Annotated in this window: 17 protein-coding genes; 9 read left to right on the top strand and 8 right to left on the bottom strand. The window is 68.0% G+C overall.

The features are described from left to right. The first annotated feature begins 48 nt into the window (after nucleotides 1-48). From dnaX to VFA08_01985, 3 genes are read left to right on the top strand one after another with little or no spacing between them, the layout of a single operon-like run. Nucleotides 49-1,887, top strand: coding sequence for a DNA polymerase III subunit gamma/tau (gene dnaX / locus VFA08_01975; protein ID HYZ12355.1), 1,839 nt, complete (start codon nucleotides 49-51; stop codon nucleotides 1,885-1,887). Then, on the top strand, nucleotides 1,888-2,481 hold the full coding sequence (recR, locus tag VFA08_01980; protein ID HYZ12356.1) for a recombination mediator RecR: 594 nt from the start codon (nucleotides 1,888-1,890) through the stop codon (nucleotides 2,479-2,481). A gap of 2 nt (nucleotides 2,482-2,483) precedes the next feature. Further along, a complete protein-coding gene (locus VFA08_01985) occupies nucleotides 2,484-2,612 on the top strand; it encodes a hypothetical protein (GenBank protein HYZ12357.1) in 129 nt (42 codons plus the stop codon). 34 nt (nucleotides 2,613-2,646) lie between these two features. On the opposite strand, the gene larE is transcribed toward VFA08_01985, so the two are convergent. The 5 genes from larE to VFA08_02010 form a co-directional block, all read right to left on the bottom strand. Continuing rightward, nucleotides 2,647-3,435 carry an ATP-dependent sacrificial sulfur transferase LarE gene (gene larE, locus VFA08_01990; GenBank protein HYZ12358.1) on the bottom strand — a complete coding sequence of 263 codons (789 nt, stop codon included), beginning with the start codon at nucleotides 3,433-3,435 and terminating at the stop codon, nucleotides 2,647-2,649. 47 nt (nucleotides 3,436-3,482) lie between these two features. Continuing rightward, entirely contained in the window at nucleotides 3,483-4,679 is a 1,197-nt protein-coding gene (locus VFA08_01995) for a LarC family nickel insertion protein (protein HYZ12359.1), read from the bottom strand. Then, complete coding sequence (larB, locus tag VFA08_02000) at nucleotides 4,679-5,464, bottom strand: nickel pincer cofactor biosynthesis protein LarB (GenBank protein ID HYZ12360.1); 786 nt, start codon at nucleotides 5,462-5,464, stop codon at nucleotides 4,679-4,681. The genes VFA08_01995 and larB overlap by 1 nt, the downstream gene beginning before the upstream one ends. 94 nt (nucleotides 5,465-5,558) lie before the next feature. Continuing rightward, complete coding sequence (locus VFA08_02005) at nucleotides 5,559-6,587, bottom strand: DUF4349 domain-containing protein (protein HYZ12361.1); 1,029 nt, start codon at nucleotides 6,585-6,587, stop codon at nucleotides 5,559-5,561. Then, nucleotides 6,563-7,201, bottom strand: coding sequence for a sigma-70 family RNA polymerase sigma factor (locus tag VFA08_02010; GenBank protein ID HYZ12362.1), 639 nt, complete (start codon nucleotides 7,199-7,201; stop codon nucleotides 6,563-6,565). Before VFA08_02010 ends, VFA08_02005 begins: the two co-directional genes overlap by 25 nt. 58 nt (nucleotides 7,202-7,259) lie before the next feature. Here VFA08_02010 and VFA08_02015 point away from each other — a divergent pair, with 58 nt between their 5' ends. From VFA08_02015 to VFA08_02040, 6 genes are read left to right on the top strand one after another with little or no spacing between them, the layout of a single operon-like run. Beyond that, the gene (locus tag VFA08_02015; GenBank protein HYZ12363.1) at nucleotides 7,260-9,353 is read left to right on the top strand and encodes a prolyl oligopeptidase family serine peptidase; all 2,094 of its coding nucleotides are present in this window, start codon (nucleotides 7,260-7,262) and stop codon (nucleotides 9,351-9,353) included. Between the two features lie 5 nt (nucleotides 9,354-9,358). Further along, a complete protein-coding gene (locus tag VFA08_02020; protein ID HYZ12364.1) occupies nucleotides 9,359-10,579 on the top strand; it encodes a low temperature requirement protein A in 1,221 nt (406 codons plus the stop codon). A 35-nt stretch (nucleotides 10,580-10,614) separates the two neighbouring features. After that, entirely contained in the window at nucleotides 10,615-11,856 is a 1,242-nt protein-coding gene (locus VFA08_02025; protein ID HYZ12365.1) for an aspartate kinase, read from the top strand. Continuing rightward, nucleotides 11,857-12,543 carry a hypothetical protein gene (locus VFA08_02030; GenBank protein HYZ12366.1) on the top strand — a complete coding sequence of 229 codons (687 nt, stop codon included), beginning with the start codon at nucleotides 11,857-11,859 and terminating at the stop codon, nucleotides 12,541-12,543. Nucleotides 12,544-12,575: 32 nt separating this feature from the next. Further along, a complete protein-coding gene (locus VFA08_02035) occupies nucleotides 12,576-13,607 on the top strand; it encodes an aspartate-semialdehyde dehydrogenase (protein HYZ12367.1) in 1,032 nt (343 codons plus the stop codon). Further along, nucleotides 13,604-14,023, top strand: coding sequence for an HIT domain-containing protein (locus VFA08_02040; GenBank protein HYZ12368.1), 420 nt, complete (start codon nucleotides 13,604-13,606; stop codon nucleotides 14,021-14,023). The genes VFA08_02035 and VFA08_02040 overlap by 4 nt, the downstream gene beginning before the upstream one ends. Before the next feature lie 17 nt (nucleotides 14,024-14,040). Here VFA08_02040 and VFA08_02045 read toward each other — a convergent pair whose 3' ends face one another. The 3 genes from VFA08_02045 to VFA08_02055 are packed head-to-tail and all read right to left on the bottom strand — an operon-like array spanning nucleotide 14,041 to nucleotide 16,226. After that, on the bottom strand, nucleotides 14,041-14,718 hold the full coding sequence (locus VFA08_02045) for a class I SAM-dependent methyltransferase (protein ID HYZ12369.1): 678 nt from the start codon (nucleotides 14,716-14,718) through the stop codon (nucleotides 14,041-14,043). Nucleotides 14,719-14,721: 3 nt separating this feature from the next. Continuing rightward, nucleotides 14,722-15,468, bottom strand: a complete 747-nt coding sequence (locus VFA08_02050; protein HYZ12370.1) for an ABC transporter permease subunit — start codon at nucleotides 15,466-15,468, stop codon at nucleotides 14,722-14,724. Further along, nucleotides 15,465-16,226 (bottom strand): ATP-binding cassette domain-containing protein, encoded by a 762-nt coding sequence (locus VFA08_02055; GenBank protein ID HYZ12371.1) that lies wholly within the window; start codon nucleotides 16,224-16,226, stop codon nucleotides 15,465-15,467. The genes VFA08_02050 and VFA08_02055 overlap by 4 nt, the downstream gene beginning before the upstream one ends. Between the last annotated feature and the right edge of the window lie 141 nt (nucleotides 16,227-16,367).

Genomic DNA, 16,367 nt, shown 5'->3' on the forward strand with positions numbered 1-16,367 from the left:
CACCACTTCCCTTAGGCCTTAGGCTTCCCGCGGCTCGCGGAGGTGCGCGTGACTGAGGAGTACCAGTCCCTCTACAGGAAGTACCGACCGCAGGGCCCCGGCGAGGTCCTCGGCCAAGAGCACGTCGTCCGCGCGCTGATGGGCGCGGTGCGCGAGGGCCGACTCGCGCACGCGTTCCTGTTCTGTGGCCCCCGCGGGACCGGCAAGACGTCGACCGCCCGGATCCTGGCCAAGATGGTCAACTGCGAGAAGGGTCCGACCCCCGAGCCGTGCGGAGTGTGCGAGCAGTGCGTTCGGATCCGCGAGGGACAGCACCTCGACGTCGTCGAGATCGACGCGGCGAGCCACGGCGGCGTCGACGACGCGCGAGATCTCCGCGAGAAAGCCCCTACCGCGCCGGTGCAGGGGCGCGAGAAGGTGTACATCGTCGACGAAGCGCAGCGCCTGTCGCGCGAGGCGTTCGACGCGCTGCTGAAGGTGTTCGAGGAGCCGCCGCCGGGCGTTCGATTCGTACTGGCGACCACCGAACCGCACAAGATGCCGCCGACGATCGTCGGCCGGTGCCAGCGGTTCGACTTCCGTCGGGGCTCGATGGACCTCCTCGGCGAGCACCTGAAGCGCGTCGCCAAGGAAGAGGGCGTCACGCTGACCGAGCAGGCCGCGCAGGCGATGGCGCGGCAGTCGGAGGGATCGTTCCGCGACGCGCTGTCGTTGCTCGATCAGGCGTCGGTGCTCGGCGCAGGATCGATCGACGAACAGACGGTGTCGTCCCTCATCGGAACGGGCCGCAGCGACGTGCAGTACGCGCTCGCGGACGCGGTTGCGGTCGGCGACGCGAAGGGCGTGTTCGAGCTCGTCAGCACGCTCGTGCTCGAGGGCCAGGACCTCCGACACGTCACGAACGAGGTGCTGGGGCACTTCCGGAACCTGCTGCTCGTGAAAACGGCGCCCGGGCAGCCGGAGCTCCTCGACGTCACCGACGACGAGGCCGAACGACTGACCGCGCAGGCCGCCAAGTACTCAGCGCCGGAGCTCGCGCGGGTGATCTCGTTGCTGCTCGCCGCACAGACCGACATGCGGTGGACCACGTCGCCGCGCCTGTCGCTCGAGCTCGCGCTGATCCGCTCGACGATCCCCGAAGCAGACGAACGCCCCGAGGCACTCATCTCTCGCCTTGAACGGCTCGAACGTCTGTCGGGTATCGGTGATGGCAGCGGTGGTGGCGGGACGGCGGTCCTTGCAGGCTCGGATTCGCCGCCAAGCGCGCCCTCGAAGGACGCTCCGGCGTCCGTAGGCGGCTCATACTCGCCTTCCAGTCCCGCCGCGTCGCCAACGGACGCACCACCGAAACGCTCAAGACGTCCAAGCAGCCGTCCCGACGGAACGGCGAACGCTGCGGATGGCGCAGGGGTCGCTGCTGAAGGCAAGTATGAAGCGGCACCCACGCCGAAGCGGCCCCAACGTGCGCCCTCTGCCGCCGAATCTGCGCCTGAGGCAGCGACCCCGAAGCCCTCAGCGAGTGTCGACGTCGGGATGCTGCGGTCGAGCTGGCAGACTGTCATCCAGCACCTCCGCAGTCAGGGCAAGGCGGTGCTGCCGTCGTTCCTCGAGGTGGCCACGCCCGCCGCGTTCGATGGGCAGACGCTCGAGCTCGTGTTCCCGCCCGATCGCCGGTTCGGCGTGTCGAAGGTCGAGGAGCGCGAGGGCGAGCTTCGCCAGGCGCTGCACGAGCTCCTCGGCATCGCGCCGGTCATCCGCTGCGTCGTGCGCGAGCCCGTCGCCGGCACGATCGACGTCGAGGACGACCCGCCCCTGTCCGAGGAAGAAGCGCTCGCGCGTCTCACGGCAGAGCTCGGTGCCACGCCGGCGACAGAGGACGGCTCGTAGGTGCAGGAAGGACCGATCCAGGATCTGATCGACGAGCTCTCGCGGCTCCCAGGCATCGGGCCGAAGTCGGCGCAGCGCCTCGCGTTCCACCTGGTGAAGTCGCCGCCGGACGATGCCAAACGTCTTGCCGAGGCGATCGTGCAGGCGAAGGAACGCATCTTCTTTTGCCGCGAGTGCGGCAACGTGGCCGAAGGCGAGCTGTGCCGCATCTGTCGCGACGAAGGAAGAGACCGAACCGTCCTCTGCGTCGTCGAGGAGCCGAAAGACGTCGCGACGATCGAGAAGGCCGGAGTGATCAAGGGGCGGTACCACGTGCTCGGCGGCGCGATCAGCCCGCTCGACGGCATCGGGCCGGAGGACCTTCGAACGAAGGAGCTGCTCGAACGGGTCGAGCGTGACGGCGTCACCGAGGTGATCATCGCCACGAACCCGAACCTCGAGGGCAACGCGACCGCGATGTACGTGTCGGCGCTTCTGAAGCCGGCAGGTGTTCGCGTCACGCGGCTCGCGAGCGGTCTGCCCGTCGGCGGCGATCTCGAGTACGCCGACGAGGTGACGCTCTCACAGGCCCTCGAGGGCCGTCGCGAGATGTAGCGATGCCGCTCGTTCGGATCGATCCGGACGATGTCTTGGTCGTCATTCACGAGCTCGTGATGGAGAACTGGGCCATCCGCGGCGGTCGTCCCGCCGACGAAGTCGACCTCGGTTATCGCCTCGACGTCTGAGCTCGGCGAACTGACGCCGAACGGCGACTGACGGTTACGTCGCCATCGCGCCGGCCGGCCGATATCCGCGACGATCGACTCGAACGTCCGACCAACCCAGCGCGCGAATCTCCCGGAGCGCCTTGCCGAACGACGGGTGTCCCTCGAGTCTGGTGATCTCGACGGACGCGACCTCGATCGTTGCGGTGGGGCCGTGGTGACGCACACGGACGGGGTCGAATCCGAGCGATCGAACGACGTTCTCCGCGCGGTCGATGCGCCCGAGCAGCTCAGGCGTGATGCGGATACCGAGTTCGACCCGGGACGACAGGCAGGCGAGGGCGGGCTTCTCGGCGACGGCGAGGCCGAGCGCGCGCGCGATCCCACGAGTCACGCCTTTGCCGAGCGAGCGTTCGAGCAGTGGGTTACGGATGCCGGCGCGTTCCCCGGCCCACAAGCCCGGACGAAACTCACCGACGTCGTCGGCGTTCGCTCCGGCGAGGACGACGGTGTTCGGGCCGGCCGTCGCCGCGATCCGGTCGAGAGCGCCGTACAGCTCGGCCTTGCAGTGAAAACAACGAAGCGCGTCGTTGCGAAGGTACGCCTCGCGCTCGACCTCGTGCGTCTCGATCGTCCGGTGCACGACCCCAAGCGCACGCGCGGTCCGCACAGCGACCTCTAGCTCGCCTGCCGGATAGCTCGGCGAGATCGCCGTGACGGCCTCGGCGTTCTGCGGACCGAGCGCTCGCGAGGCCAGCGCGAGGACGACCGATGAGTCCACGCCGCCGGAGAACGCAACGAGCGCTCGGTCACCGTAGCCACGGATGTGCTGCTCCGTGTGCACGATCGCCGTCGCGACGGTGTGATCGGGCGGCGCGATCGTTTGCTCGCTCAGCGCGATTCCTCGAGGAGACGGCGTGCAACCGCCGTGGCGTCGGAATGAACGGCCCGAACCGAGCGGCCGAGCTTCCGCGCGGCCTCGACGACGTCGGCATGCTCGGGTTTCGCGTTCATCGCTCGGCCGTCGAGGAACGAGATCTTCACGCGGATGCGCGGCCCGCCCTCATCCAGGTCGACCTCCACCGTGCGGCGTTCGAGCTCGGGCCTCTCCACTTCATGGATCCGGATGCCCAGGGTCGAGGTCGACTCGAAGAACACATGTTGGACGTCGCCGGCGGCTTCTCGCGTACACAGCGCCGACACGGTGAGCGCGGGGCGACCGTGCTTCATGATGACCGGCGTCGTCCACGCATCGAGCGCTCCGGCACCGAGGAGCGCGTCGATCGCATCGGGCACGAGCTCAGGCGACAGGTCGTCGACGTTCGTCTCCAGGAGGAGCATGCGAGACCAGGCCTCGGCGGCCGGCGCCTCCTGAACCGAGCCGATCAACACGCGCACGACGTTGGGGACGGAGGACGGGTCGCGCGCCCCGGCGCCGACGCCCGTGGAGCCGAGCACCATCGTCGGCATGTCGGGCGAGGACCCACCGAGCGCCGAAAAGATGGCGGCCGCGGTCGGTGTGACGGTCTCCGCGAGTTCCTGACCGGCTGCGGACGCGTGGAGCGCGAATCCAGACAGGAGCTCAAGTGTGACGGGCGGTGGCGAACCGTGACCTCCGACGTCCGACGACGGCGGCATGGGGATCGACGAGACGGCAAGGCGTTGGATCGATAGCGAGTCCAGGGCCGCCACGATCCCGACGACGTCGAGCAGCGTGTCGTCCGTGCCGAGCTCTTCCAGTTCGAGCGACTGGAGCCAGCCGCCGTGGACGCGGGCCTCGGCCTCGAAGAGCCGAGCGAGGACCGAGATGGCTCGTTCTCGAATGACCTCATCGAGCGTTGCGCGCTCGACCGCGTCCATCAACGCACGAGGCGTTCGGCGGGTCGCCGTGACGTCCTCGGGCACGGAGAGCGTGAGCGCCCGCAGGCCGCGGCGGTTCACCTCGGTCGTCGAGCACTCGACGCGACGATGGAGCACCGACGACACCGCATCGGCAACCGCGTCGCGATCGGCCCCGGCATCGAGCAGTGCGGCGAGCAACATGTCGCCTGCGGCACCACCGACGACATCGACGTAAGCCAGGTTCATCAGGATTGCGCCGCCGAGCGCGCGATCATCGCGGCGATGTATCCGGCGCCGACGCCGTCATCGACGTTCACGACGGCCACGCCGGGTGCGCACGACGAGAGCATGGACAGGAGCGCGGCGAGTCCTCCGAACGATGCGCCGTATCCCACGCTCGTCGGACACGCGATGACGGGACAGGCCGCCATGCCGCCGACGACGCTCGCGAGCGCTCCCTCCATGCCGGCCACCACGACGACCGCGTTCGCGGAGGCGAGTTGGGGCTGCGCCGCCGAGATCCGATGCAAGCCGGCGACGCCGACGTCCGCGACGATCTTGGCCCGCGCACCGAGCAGCGACGCGGTGAGCTCGGCCTCCTCGGCAACCGGAAGATCGGAGGTTCCTGCGGTGATCACGAGCACCATGCCTCGGGCGGCCGAACCGTTTCGACGCAGCGCGATGCATCTGGCCCTCGGCCGCTCGACGACCTCGACGTCGATACCGGCCGCAGCATCGTGAACGGCATCGACGTGCTCTGAAGAAGTCCGGGTCACGAGAACGGGTCCGTCGTTGCGCTCGAGTAGTCGCGTCACGATCGATCGGACTTCCTCAGGCGTCTTCCCCGCGGCGTACACGATCTCGCACGCTCCCTGCCGCAGCTCGCGGTGATGGTCGACCTTCGCGAATCCGAGGTCGCTGAACGGGAGGTCACGAAGCTCCTCGACGGCGTCATGAGGCGTGACGTCGCCGATCGACACGCGTCGAAGGAGATTCGATAGTCGCGCCTCATAGGCGGAGGAGGCGACCATGCCGTGCGTACCTTAGCGCCGAGCGTCTCGTCAGTGAGGTCCTCGTCCCGGCACGCGAACTCGGCTCGGCAGTCGTATCTGCCGAGCCAGATCTCTACGCCACGCGACGGCGTCGCCGAACCTGCACGACTACGAACCAGATTACGAGACCGATCGCCACGAGCGGGAGCAGGTACCCGAGCCCGATGATGATCGCCGCGATCACGCCGACGAACCCCGCGCCGGCGCGCTCGAAGGCGTTCGGGATGCTCGCCGCCTCGACGTCAGCCGCGACCCCTTCCTCACGGAGGTCGACGGTGATCGTGGCGAACGACGTCTGATCGTTCAGCAGGCGACGCTGACCCTGGATCTGCTCGATGCGAAGCTGCGTCTCGTCGAGCGCGTTCCGAACGCGGATCGTCTGCTCGATGCTCGACGCCTGATCCATCAGTCGGAGGAGCACCTCGCGGCGGGACTTCTCGATCCGCAGGCGAGCCCGGAGGTCGACGTACTCCGCCGTCACGTCTCGGCCACGTACAGATTCGACGGAGACCGTGCCGAGTTCGCGGATCGCCCTGAGCGTCTCGTCGAACCGTGCCGATGGCACGCGGACCGTCAGCGCGCCGGCTCGTTCTCTCGAACGCGACTCCGCGACGAATCCGTGGTTGTCTTCGGCGGCGTCGACGACGGCCGCGAACCGGTCGTCGAACGAATCCCGCGGAATGATCACCGAGATGTCCCCGGTACGGATGATGCGTGAGGTGGTTGGCTCGCCGACTGATTGATCCCCGCCACCCGGCGCGGGCGACGCTTGCGGAGCAGCGTCTAGATAGCCCATGCCCGATTCCGGGATCGTGGGGGCACGTTCCCCCGCGCCCGCCGCGCCCGTTGAGCCAGCGGCGCCGCCCCCACCGCCAGATACATCTGCGCTGTACTCGATGCCGGATCCGTATCGGATGAGTCCACCGATGATTCCTGCGAGCAGCACGATCGCCGCTGCCGCAGTCGCGAATCTCGCAGTCGAGAACCGTCGGCGCCTCGGGCCGCGAGGGCCGTTCGGCGCGGCGCCTCGGATCGCCTCCGATCTCGCCGCGACGAGGAGATCGCCGTGGACGGTCTTCAGATACCCGATCGATGTTTCCATCGTTCCCTCTCCAGCTCGTCCGGCGTGAGCGTCTCGTCTGCGCCGAGTCGCTTAGCGATCTCTCTGAGTCCCCGACTGACGCGCGCTCTCGCCGTCTGCTCGGTGATGCCGATCTGCTCCGCGACCTGGCGATAGCCCAGCTCGTTGACCGTCCGCAGCGTCACCGCCTCGCGTTGGTCGGGCGGAAGGTCCGCCAGTGCTTCCCGCACGACGTGAGCGATCGCGTCGAAGTCGATGAGCTCCTCGATCCTCTCGTAGTCATCCGTCCCTACCGTTCGTTCCGGCATCCCCAGCCGCCGCCGGGCTCGTGCGTCCACGGCTCCGCTGCGGAAGTACCGCGAGAGCAGGTTCTTTCCGATCCCGTACAGCCACGCCATGCCATCGGCGCCCTGGTCGCGGAACCGCCTGCGTGATGCGAACGCCTGGGCGAACGTCTCAGCCGTGAGCTCCGCCGAGGCCTCAGCGTCGAGCGTTCGCCGCGCGAAGTAGCCGAGGAGCGACTCGGCGTGCCGTTCGAAGAGCACGCCGAACGCCTCCGGCTCGTCCCATGACAGGACGATCACCTCAACGTCGTCCTTGTCCTCGTACAAGCTCGCTCCGCGATCGCGTGGCAACTGATCTATGCCGTTTCTCCCTCGACATGTGACGGGGAGGCATTGATACGCTCGCCGGATGTCGACGCTCGACCCGCTCGACGAGTTCCCTCGGCAATACGCACGGACACGCGGGTTCAGCCTCGGGATCCCGCGCTCGTTCACGGTCTCTCCGGACGGCGAGCGCGTCGTGTTGCTTCGAACGAGGGCTGGCGCCGATCCCGTCAGCTGTATCTGGGTCATCGACGTTGCCACCGGAGAAGAGCGATGCGTGTTCGACCCACGTTCCGTCGGCGAGGCCGACGAGGAACAGCTGAGCGAGGCCGAACGGGCTCGCCGCGAACGAGCGAGGGAACGCTCCACAGGCGTGACCGCATACGCGACGGACGACCCCGTCAAGCGCGCGGTCTTCGCCGTCTCCGGGCGGCTTTTCCTGGCGGACCTGATCGAGGGAACCGCGCGCGAGCTATCCGCACCGGGCGCGGTCGACGACCCCCGCCTCGATCCGACGGGCGAGCGCATCGCGTATGTCGTCGACGGAGCGCTCCACGTTCGCGACATCGAGGGCGGCGATCGCACGCTCGCCGAGGACGCCGACCCCGACATCACCTGGGGACTCGCGGAGTTCATCGCCGCGGAGGAGATGGCTCGGCTCCGCGGTCACTGGTGGTCGCCCGACGGATCGATGCTCGCCGCCGCCCGCGTCAACGAACGGAACGTCCAGATCTGGTACATCACAGATGCGACCGATCCGGCGTCCTCGCCCCGCGCGGTCCGGTACCCGCAAGCCGGGGCGCACGACGCCGTCGTGACCCTCCATGTGTTCGACGTCTCGAGCGGCGATCGCCACGACGTCACGTGGGACGCTGAGACCTTCCCCTACCTCGCGCGCGTCGAGTGGAGCGAGGGCGGCCCACCTGTAGTCCTCGTCCAGTCCAGAGACCAACGCCGAACGCAACTCCTGGACGTCGATCCGCAAACGGGTGCGACGTCACTCGTTCGCGAAGCGTTCGACGACGAGTGGGTCGACCTGTTCGAGACGCCCAAGCGCCTCGCCAACGGCCCCATCGTCGAGGTCGCTGCCGACCGCGACACCGACACGTATCGCCTGACCGTCGACGGCAAGCCCGTCACTTCCCCAGGCGTGCAGGTTCGAGAGGTCCTCGAGGCGGCGCAAGGCGTCCTGTTCCGCGCCTCGGAAGGCGACCCGACGGAGATCCACCTGTGGCGGTGGACGCAGGCCGAAGGTCCTGTTCGCATCACCCAGGAACCCGGCGTGCACACCGGAGCGACCGGCGGCGACGTGAGCGTCGTCGTGTCGGCGACGACCCAGCAACTGTTCCCGAAGGCGACGATACGACGCAACGGGTCCGCCACAAGCGAGATCGCGTCCAAGGCCGAAATGCCGGTGATCGAACCGACGCCCCGCTATCTCACGCTCGGCGAACACAACCTCCGCGCGGCGCTCCTCCTTCCGAACGGACGGGAGCCTGACGCACCCCTTCCCGTCCTGATGGATCCGTACGGGTTCCCCCACGGCGCGCAGGTGCTCAAGGCGCGAACGCGCATGCTCGACTCGCAGTGGCTCGCCGACCACGGCTTCGCCGTCCTGATCGCCGACGGCCGCGGCGTCGACGGCCGCGGGCCCGCCTGGGACCGCACGATGAAGTACGACTTCACGATCGCGCTCGAGGACCAGGTCGACGCGCTCAACGCCGCGGCCGACCAGTTCTCGTTCCTCGACCTCTCGCGCGTCGCGATGCGCGGATGGTCGGGCGGCGGTTACCTGTCCGCGATGGCCGTGATCTGGCGACCCGACGTGTTCCACGCCGGCGTGGCGGGCGCGCCGGTCACGGACCCGCGCCTGTACGACACCCATTACATGGAGCGGTACCTGGGCCATCCCGACGAGCACCCCGACGTGTACGAACGCAACTCGCTGATGGCCGGCGCGGCGAAGCTCGAACGCCCGCTCCTGCTGATCCATGGGCTCGTCGACGACAACGTGTACGTGGCGCACACGCTTCGTCTCTCCGCAGCGCTGTTCGAGGCCGGACGGCATCACGAGCTTGTCCTGGTCCCGAACGCGACCCATCTCACGCGCTCGGAGGCGGTGACCGAGAATCTCCTTCGAACGCAGCTCGACTTCCTGAAGCGCTCGCTCGGACTGTAGGCACGATGAGCGATCGAACCGTCGACACCGTCCAGCGGGTGACGCCGCTCGAGCTCTTCTTCGACCTCGTCTTCGTGTTCGCGATCACCCAGGTGACGGGGTTCCTGTCCGATCACGCGACGTGGGAGGGCCTGCTCCAAGGCGTCATGTTGCTCGGCGCCCTGTGGTGGGCGTGGGCGGCGTACGCGTGGCTGACGAACACGCTGAATCCCGAAGAGGGAGGCGTTCGAATCGCCGTGTTCTGCGTGATCGGCGCGATGCTCATCGTGTCGTTGGCGGTGCCCAAGGCGTTCAGCACGGCCGGTGTGACGTTCGGCGTGGCGTACTTCGTGGTGCGCGCGCTTCACATCGTCCTCTACGCCATCGCCGGTCGGGGCGACCGGGACTTGCTCGGCGCCGTCCTCCGGTTCGCACCGACGGCGGTCCTGGGTCCAGGGCTCCTCGTCATCGCGGGCTTCTTCGACGGCGCGACGCAGCTCGCCCTTTGGGGCGCGGCGCTGGCGATCGACTATCTCGGCGCGCTCATCGGTCGCGGGCGCGGATGGAACGTCTCGCCCGAGCATTTCGTCGAGCGCCACGGGTTGATCGTGATCATCGCGCTGGGAGAGTCGATCGTCGCGATCGGAGTGGGCGCAGCCGGGCTGCCGGTCGATCGAGACATGATCCTCACCTCCCTCTTGGGGTTTGCCGTCGCCTGCGCGGTGTGGTGGTCCTACTTCGACTGGGTCGCTTTCGTGTCGCAGGCGAGGCTGGCAGAGGCGACCGGTCGGGACCGAGCCACGCTCGCGCGCGACCTGTACACGTACCTGCACCTGCCGATGGTTGCCGGTATCGTCCTGTTCGCCCTCGGCGTCAAGACGACGCTTGCCCACGGCGACGAGCCGCTTCCGATCATCTCGGCCGTCGGCTTGTTCGGCGGGCTGGCGGCCTACTTCGCTGCGCACGTGGCCACGCGGCTCCGGATCGGCGGTGGGTGGGGGCACGGCCGGCCGATCGCCACGCTCGTGCTCCTCGGGCTGATCCCGGTGGCCCGAATGGTGCCCGCCGCCGTCGCACTCGGACTCGCCGCGGCCGTGTGCATAGCCCTCGTCGCGTACGAAGCGCTCCGCTATCCCTATGCCCGCCACTGGATCCGGGACCGGCGGGGTGCGTTCACGCAAGAAGAGGCCGCCCGGGTCGCGAGCACTCGCGGTCGGAACCCTCCTCCACGTGTCGAGGCGGACTAGCCGGGACGCACCGAAACCGCTGTTACCCTGCCGACATGCCCGTCGTCGTGCAGAAATACGGCGGTACCTCGGTCGGAACGCGCGAGCGGATCCAGCACGTCGCCGACCGGGTCGCCAGAACGCGCGAGGATGGCAACGACGTGCTGGTGGTCGTCTCGGCGATGGGGGACACCACGGACGACCTGCTTCGGATGGCCAACGAGATCACGCTCGTCCCCGAGCCGCGGGAGCTCGACATGCTCCTCACGTCCGGCGAGCGTATCGCCATGTCGCTCCTGGCGATCGCGGTGAACGCGCGCGGGTGCAGGGCCGCTTCGTACACCGGGTCGCAGGCGGGGATCATCACCGACACGCAGCACGGCAAGGCGCGGATCGTCGAGGTTCGACCGGGCCGGCTCCGCGAGTCGCTCGATGCCGGCAACGTCGTGATCCTCGCCGGGTTCCAGGGGCTGTCGACGAGTTACGACATCACCACGCTCGGGCGGGGCGGTTCGGACACGACGGCCGTGGCGATGGCCGCGGCGCTCGGCGCGAACGTGTGTGAGATCTACACCGACGTCGACGGGGTCTTCACCGCAGACCCACGCCTGGAACCGTCGGCTCGAAAGCTCGATCGGATCTCGTACGAGGAGATGTTGGAGCTGTCGGCCGCCGGCGCGAAGGTCCTCCAGCTGCGATGCGTGGAGTACGCTCGTCGGCACGGCGTGCACCTCCGAGTGCTGCCGGCGCTCACCGACGGCGAAGGGACCTGGGTGGTGGAGCGGGACGAGATCCCCACGCTCGAGCAGGCACTGATCCGCGGCGTCGCGCTCGACACCGACGAGGCGAAGGTCACGCTCGACGAGGTTCCCGACCGCCCGGGCATCGCCGCAGCGATCTTCAAGGCGATTGCGGCGGAAGGGATCAACGTCGACATGATCGTGCAGAACGTCTCACACGCCGGACGGACGGATCTCTCGTTCACCGTGCCGCGAGCCGAGCTCCAACGGATTCACGAGCTGTTGCAGGGGATCGTGAGCGACGTGGAAGCGCTTCGCTACTCCACAGACGACGGCATCGCGAAGCTCTCGCTCGTCGGTGCCGGGATGAAGAGCTCGCCCGGGGTGGCCGCGGACATGTTCGACGCGCTCGCGACCGAGGGGATCAACATCGAGATGATCTCGACCTCGTCGATCCGCATCTCGTGTGTGATCCGAGCCGCCGATGCCGAGCGCGCCGTGCAAACGGTTCATCAACGATTCGGGCTGTCGGGTGACGTGCTGGAGGGCGAGGGCTAGATGGTCGTCTGCCCGAGCTGCCGGCACGCCAACGAGGAAGGCGCCGAGAACTGCGCGAACTGCGGCGACTCGTTGGCGCCCGGGTACACGGCCCTCTTGGCGGTTCGCCGCGACCCGTCGGAGCGGCCGCCGATCGAGGTTCGCCAGCCGAACCCACCGTCGAAGTGGCGGCCCTATGTCGTGCTCGGCGGGCTGGTGCTGGCACTGGGGGTTGCGGGCGTGGCGTGGCTCCTGCGCCCCGATCCGTGCCAGGGAACCAATTTCCGGTCGGACAACTTCGGGTACTGCATCCTCGTTCCGGAGGGCTGGGAGGCCGGGCCGGCGCGTTTCGGCTCCGCCGTGGAGCTCGACCAGTTCGCGCCCCCGACCGAGGCCGCGACGGTCATGGTCGAGGCAGTCGACCTGGAAAGCGGTACGCGCCTGGAAGACTGGTCGCAGTTCGTCCGTCAGCGCGACGAAGACGCGGGACTCACGCCCGGCGCCTCGAGTGAAGAAACGATCGACGGCGTCGACGCGATCACGTGGGACGTGAGGGTGTCCGCCGAGGGCGAGAGCTTCCAGATGCGCGAGGTCGTCGTCGTCCGCGAAGACATCGGCTGGCGCATCACGCTCAACGACGTGGCGGATCGCTTCTCGACGAGCGCCGTCGTTTTCGAGTCGATGCTCGACTCCTGGCAGTTCCGATAATCGCGTAGCTCGGCGGCTACCATGGTTCGACCATGCGCGTTGCCGTCGTCGGTGCCACGGGAGCGGTCGGCCGAACCATGCTCCGGATCCTCGAGGAACGGGACTTTCCCGTGGACGAACTCATCCCGCTCGCCTCGGAGCGAACCGCGGGCACGCGCATCCGATTCAAGGGCGACGAGCACACCGTGGGCGTGTTGTCACACGACGCTCTGGATGGTGTAGATATCGCGCTGAGCTCGTGTGGCAGCGCGGTTGCGAAGAGCTGGATCCCCGCGGCTGCCGAGGCCGGCACCGTCTGTATCGACAACTCGAGCGCGTTCCGGATGGAACCCAACGCGGCGCTCGTGATTCCGGAGATCAATGCTGAAGCGCTCGATTCCGAGCCGAAGATCATCGCCGTTCCGAACTGCACGATCATCACGGCGCTGATGGCCGTCGCGCCGATCCATCGCGCGGCGGGACTGCGTTCGCTAATCGTGAGCTCGTACCAGTCGGTGTCGGGGGCCGGGCAGAAGGGCGTGCGCGAGCTCGCCGAACAGGTGGAGAAGCTCCACGGGATGGAAGAGGAGCTGGCGCATCCCGATCCCGAATCGCTGCCCGTCGGGGACGTGTTCGGCAAAACGATCGCCTACAACGTGGTCGCCAAGATCGACGTGTTCGACGAGGAGACGGGGTACACGTTCGAGGAGATCAAGATGATCCGCGAGGCCAGGCGCATCCTGTCAATGCCTCAACTCGACATCAGCGCGACGTGCGTGCGCGTTCCGGTGCCGGTTGGACACAGCGTGAGCGTGTACGCGACGTTCGACCGGCCGGTCTCGATCGAGGAAGCGCGCGAGACGATCGCGGGTGCACCCGGCGTTCAGTTGCGCGATGACCCGGCGAACGGCGTCTACCCGAGCCCGCTCGAGGCCGCGGGGATCGACGACGTTCTCGTCGGACGAATCCGAAAGCCCGAGGGCCACGACGACGCGCTGTGGCTCTTCGCATGCGGCGACAACCTGCGAAAGGGCGCCGCGTTGAACGCCGTGCAAATCGCGGAAGCAGTTCGCGCCCGTTCGTGACCGACTGCGTCTTCTGCCGAATCGTCGCTGGCGACGCGCCGAGCGAGATCGTTGCGCAGAACGAGCGCGCGCTCGCCGTCATGGATATCAATCCGGCAACCGACGGTCACACGCTCGTGATCTCGAAGGCGCATGCCACGGACATCTGGGAACTCGAACGGGTAGACGGCGAAGCTGTGTGGTTGCTAACAGCGGACGTGGCGGAAGCGATCCGCGACACCCTGCACCCAGACGGGTTGACGCTGTTCCAGGCGAACCGGAAGGCGGGTTGGCAAGACGTCTTCCATTTCCACCTCCACCTGGTTCCGAGATGGTCGAACGACGATCTCGCTAAGCCATGGCAATCGAGCTCGGCCCGGCGAGACGGGATCGGCGAGGCGGCCGCGAAGATCCGTTCGGAGCTGCGTTCCCGTTAGAGACTGACCGAAGCCGTTCACTGACGTACGAGCTCGATCCGTCGCAGCAGCGAGACCCTCCACGGCCATCGCCACGCGGTGGAACTCGCCAAGGTCAGAAATGTGCCGGCGGTGTGCGAAGCTGGGTCCGGCATCCAGCCGTGCAGCGGAAAGAACCCTCGTCGGAGGTCCCACACGAGCGCGCGCCCGTTCGGCCGCAACACCCGGCCGATCTCGCTCAAGGCAGCACGAACGTCTGTCCAGTGGTGCATCGACAGGGTGCTCACCACCAGATCGAACGACTCGTCCGGGAATGAGAGCGCCGACACATTCCCGACCACGAAGGACGGCGTGTCCCCGTCGCTCGCCGCCGCAGCATTCGCACGCGCCAGTTCGATCATCTCCGGATCGAGGTCGAGACCGGTCACGCGGAGACCGTATCGGCGTGCGAGAAGGATCGACAGTCGGCCGGGTCCGCACCCGACCTCGAGGACGCGGGCCTCTTGGGGCGCCACTCGGGCGATGTCCGCGGCGACCCCGTCAAACAGCGATCGGAGCAGGAGTCGGTGTGCGAGAGCGTCGTAGACGGCGGCGTTGCTAACGAGGATTCCGCCGGCAACCTTCTTGCCCATGCTGCGCCGGCCGTGCCGAATGACGCCCAACGCGACCCCGGCCACCACCCCGAGCGGAATCAGCCAGGCTCGACGTCGCGACATCGCTTACTCGACGTCTCGACGCGACATGGTGAACGCGCCCAATAGGCTCGAACCGGCCGTGTAGAGGCCGAGCACCGCGAGGCCCAAAGCCGGTGCGAGCAGGCGGTCCGGCTCCTGCCCACTGATCGCCGCGGCCGCCGCGCCCGGGAGGTAGCGGCCGACCTCGCCGAGGCCCCCGGTCGCGTCGGCCAGCAAGCCCTCGACGAACAAGAGCCAAGCGCATAACCCGACCAGGGTTGGAACCTGGCGTCGGACGATGGCCCCGACGCCGACGCCGATCGCCGCCCACAGCGCGGACGCGATCGTTCCTCCCGCAACGAGGAGCGCGGCGTCGTCGATGTCGACCAACATCTCGACGCCGCGACCATCGAGCGTCGCCGTCCCCGAGCCGATGGCGATGACCGCTGCGACGAGGCCGAAGACCGCTCCGATCAGAATGCAAACGACGGCCTTCGCCGCCACCACACGACCGCGCCGTGGAGTCACGAGAAAGGTTGGCCGGATCGTGCCGTGGCGGATCTCGCTCGTGATCGACAGAGCGCCGAGCAGGGCCGCGAACAACGAACCCAAGAATCCTCCGAGCCCGAGGACCATCTGCTGGCGCGAACGATCTTGGAGCGCGTCGACCGGAAGACCGACGCCGTGGAGCACGACCGCGAGCGCGACGAGTCCGACCATGGCCGCGAACAACGCGAGGACCGTTCGCGTCGACCGCTGCTTCAGGAGCTCGGAACGGAAGGCGTTGCTCACGAGGCCGCTCCCGTCAGCTCGAGGAAGAGCTCCTCGAGCGTGGTCCGGCCGCGCTCGGTGAGCTCGTCGAGCGCTCCGCTCGCGATCCGACGACCTCGATCGATGATCACGACGTTATCGACAGTCTGCGCTGCCTCCGCCAGGATGTGACTCGATACGAGGACCGTGCCGCCTCCATTCGCGAACGTACGCAGGAACTGCCGTAGCCAGCGGACGCCCGCGGGATCGAGCCCGTTTGCGGGCTCGTCGAGGACGAGGAGCTCGGGACCCCCAAGCATCGCCGCGGCCAGGCCGAGGCGCTGGCGCATGCCCAACGAATACGTCTGAACGCGTCGACGAGCTAGCGACTCCAGCTCGACCAGCGCGAGTACGTCGTCCACTCGGCTCGCAGCGATGCCTCCGGCGATCGCGAGCGTCCGCAGGTGATCGCGCCCCGAGCGTCCGGGATGAAAGTCGTTCGACTCGAGAACCGCGCCGACCCGCCCGGCGGGCTCATCGAGGTCGCGGTATCGGCGACCGAACACGATCGCCTCACCCGCGGTGGGCTCGGCGAGCCCCAACAGCAGCCGCAACGTGGTGGTCTTGCCGGCACCGTTCGGTCCGAGGAAGCCTGTGACCGTGCCGGTCCGTAGCGAGAAGGAGAGATCGTCGACGGCGAGGACGTCGCCGAACCGCTTCGTCAGCGAGTTGACCGTCACCGGCTGGATCGCGGCGGGGGACGGAGCGTTTCGCGGTCCAGTGCGGTTGCGATCGTGCACTCGCGTCTCCTAATGCGAACCGGGGCCGATGGTGCCGCTCACGTGAAGGAAGACCACGGCGCCGATCAGTGCTATCGCGACCACGATCCAGATGGCGACGACGAAGGGGCGCATCCGTCCGCGCGGGCCGACGGGCGAACG

This window comes from Actinomycetota bacterium (assembly GCA_035640355.1).
GTDB lineage: Bacteria > Actinomycetota > UBA4738 > UBA4738 > HRBIN12 > CALGFI01.

Coding starts and splice junctions, on each gene's coding strand:
- VFA08_02045 (HYZ12369.1), bottom strand. CDS start 14,718: ATGTCGCGACGTCGAGCCTGGCTGATTCCGCTCGGGGTGGTGGCCGGG.
- VFA08_02015 (HYZ12363.1), top strand. CDS start 7,260: ATGTCGACGCTCGACCCGCTCGACGAGTTCCCTCGGCAATACGCACGG.
- VFA08_02030 (HYZ12366.1), top strand. CDS start 11,857: ATGGTCGTCTGCCCGAGCTGCCGGCACGCCAACGAGGAAGGCGCCGAG.
- VFA08_02035 (HYZ12367.1), top strand. CDS start 12,576: ATGCGCGTTGCCGTCGTCGGTGCCACGGGAGCGGTCGGCCGAACCATG.
- larB (HYZ12360.1), bottom strand. CDS start 5,464: ATGGTCGCCTCCTCCGCCTATGAGGCGCGACTATCGAATCTCCTTCGA.
- VFA08_02005 (HYZ12361.1), bottom strand. CDS start 6,587: ATGGAAACATCGATCGGGTATCTGAAGACCGTCCACGGCGATCTCCTC.
- VFA08_01985 (HYZ12357.1), top strand. CDS start 2,484: ATGCCGCTCGTTCGGATCGATCCGGACGATGTCTTGGTCGTCATTCAC.
- VFA08_02020 (HYZ12364.1), top strand. CDS start 9,359: ATGAGCGATCGAACCGTCGACACCGTCCAGCGGGTGACGCCGCTCGAG.
- VFA08_02025 (HYZ12365.1), top strand. CDS start 10,615: ATGCCCGTCGTCGTGCAGAAATACGGCGGTACCTCGGTCGGAACGCGC.
- VFA08_01995 (HYZ12359.1), bottom strand. CDS start 4,679: ATGAACCTGGCTTACGTCGATGTCGTCGGTGGTGCCGCAGGCGACATG.